We start from the raw sequence: 2050 nt of genomic DNA on the forward strand, positions 1-2050 counted from the left end.
GTATGGTCGTGGCCGTAGAGCAGTTCGTTGCTAATCATCCCAATCATAAGGGATCTATTGCATTTCTAATCACTTCTGATGAAGAAGGGCCATTTATCAACGGTACAACTCGCGTTGTTGACACCCTAATGGCACGCGATGAGTTGATTGATATGTGCATCGTTGGCGAACCTTCCAGTACCCACACCATAGGCGATGTTGTCAAAAATGGTCGTCGCGGATCGATCACTGGTGATCTAAAAGTGAAAGGCACTCAAGGTCACGTTGCTTACCCGCACTTAGCAAACAACCCTGTCCACCAGTCGTTACCTGCACTGGCTGAATTGGCTGCCACAAAATGGGATGACGGCAATGAGTTCTTCCCGCCAACAAGCTTTCAAATCCCAAACCTTCATTCAGGCACCGGCGCTTCAAACGTTATCCCAGGAGAATTTAATGTTCAGTTTAATTTCCGCTTTAGCACTGAGCTTACCGATGTCGATATTAAACAGCGTGTTCATTCGGTATTGGACGCACATGGGCTAGACTACGATCTTGAATGGACCCTTAGCGGGCACCCATTCTTAACCGGTAAAGGCGAACTTCTTGAAGCTGTAGTAAAAGGTGTTGAAGCCGTAAACCATAAAAAACCCGAACTTCTGACGACGGGAGGCACCTCTGATGGTCGTTTTATCGCGCGCATGGGCACACAAGTTGTCGAACTAGGGCCTGTAAACGCAACCATCCATAAAGTGAACGAGTGTGTATCTATTTCTGATTTAGAAAAACTCACTGACATGTTTGAGAAAACTCTCGACAACTTATTAGGCTAACGATGACTCCCGAACAATTGACAGGACAAACGGATACTCACCTTACCGAGGTCCTCATTGGTAACAAACCGTTTCAAGTACACCGTGATATTGTTCGGGATCTTCTTGACCTCAAATCTGCCGCCCTAAAAGCCGGTTTTGATTTGTGCATCGCCAGTGGTTTTCGAAACTTTGAACGTCAAGCGGCTATATGGAACAGTAAAATGGCCGGAGAAAAGCCGATTCTCGACGCAAACAGCCAAGCCATTGACCCTTCAGTATTAAACGAAGAACTGAAGATTCGCGCTATTTTACGATGGTCAGCCCTTCCTGGTGCGAGTCGCCATCATTGGGGAACGGATTTTGATGTGTATGATGCCTTGTCACTGCCTCAAGGTACACAACTCAAACTTGAGCCTTGGGAATACTTAACAGGTCATCAGGCTCGGTTTTATCAATGGTTATCTTCTAATCTAAACTTATTTGGTTTCTACTTCCCATATCACCAAGACCAGGGAGGCGTAGCACCTGAGCCTTGGCATATCAGCCATGTCGAGCAAAGCCAGAATTGTCTGTCTGCGCTTTCTGTTAATATTCTAAGAGAGCAACTGGAAGGCCAATCAATCAACGGGGCGAATTGCCTATCTAACTTACTCAATGATCTCTACACTCAATACATAACCAATGTAACTCCTGTGGAGGCATAATGGATCTTCTGACAAACCCTTGGGTTATCTCCTTGTTGGCGATGGGCTTTATGGTCAGCAATATCATGGCATTGAAATACGTCTCTAAACTGAAACTTGGCCAGTATAAAAAAAACAAGTCTACTGAAGAAAAATCCGAGCACGAGCACTCAGATAAAGAAGAAAATAGTACAGGCTTAAATACTGATACTGATACTGATAAAAAATAAACAAAAAAAGGAGCGTGTGAACGCTCCTTTTTCATTGAGATTCAATCTAACCTCATACCCAGTAACTACTTCTCGACCATCGCAGCAAGCACTGGCGCCATATCACTGAGCAGTTGCTCTTCAACAGGTTTGCCTGCCGAATCAGTGATGTTAATTGAGGTACGGTTGCCAAGATCACCAAACAAGAAGGTATAGGTACCACCTTTCAAATCGACAGGTTTAACACCAATCTCTTCCCAGAAACTGTCATCTGGAGAGGCATATTTCGCTTTCACCGTGCCCTGAGACTGGTTTCTCGCTTCAAGGGTGAAGCCCATTGAAGGCAGCAACTCTGGCAGACGCT

4 protein-coding genes are annotated in these 2050 nt (G+C 45.2%); 3 read left to right on the top strand and 1 reads right to left on the bottom strand.

The genetic code is table 11. The annotated features are described in order from the left end of the window. The 3 genes from dapE to ACP45E_RS22175 form a co-directional block, all read left to right on the top strand. Nucleotides 1-812, top strand: an 812-nt coding sequence (gene dapE, locus ACP45E_RS22165; RefSeq protein ID WP_069585533.1) for a succinyl-diaminopimelate desuccinylase, incomplete at its 5' end; no start/stop codon positions are given. A gap of 2 nt (nucleotides 813-814) precedes the next feature. Further along, the gene (locus ACP45E_RS22170) at nucleotides 815-1498 is read left to right on the top strand and encodes a M15 family metallopeptidase (protein ID WP_017038386.1); all 684 of its coding nucleotides are present in this window, start codon (nucleotides 815-817) and stop codon (nucleotides 1496-1498) included. Continuing rightward, a complete protein-coding gene (locus ACP45E_RS22175; RefSeq protein WP_017038385.1) occupies nucleotides 1498-1707 on the top strand; it encodes a DUF2897 family protein in 210 nt (69 codons plus the stop codon). Before ACP45E_RS22170 ends, ACP45E_RS22175 begins: the two co-directional genes overlap by 1 nt. A gap of 65 nt (nucleotides 1708-1772) precedes the next feature. Here the strand turns inward: ACP45E_RS22175 and bamC are convergent. Beyond that, nucleotides 1773-2050 (bottom strand): outer membrane protein assembly factor BamC (gene bamC, locus ACP45E_RS22180; protein WP_141707493.1); only part of this gene is annotated, 278 nt, incomplete at its 5' end.

Origin of the sequence: Vibrio genomosp. F10 str. 9ZD137 (genome assembly GCF_049974785.1) — a bacterium.
In the GTDB taxonomy this organism is placed as follows: domain Bacteria; phylum Pseudomonadota; class Gammaproteobacteria; order Enterobacterales; family Vibrionaceae; genus Vibrio.

Coding starts and splice junctions, on each gene's coding strand:
- ACP45E_RS22170 (WP_017038386.1), top strand. CDS start 815: ATGACTCCCGAACAATTGACAGGACAAACGGATACTCACCTTACCGAG.
- ACP45E_RS22175 (WP_017038385.1), top strand. CDS start 1,498: ATGGATCTTCTGACAAACCCTTGGGTTATCTCCTTGTTGGCGATGGGC.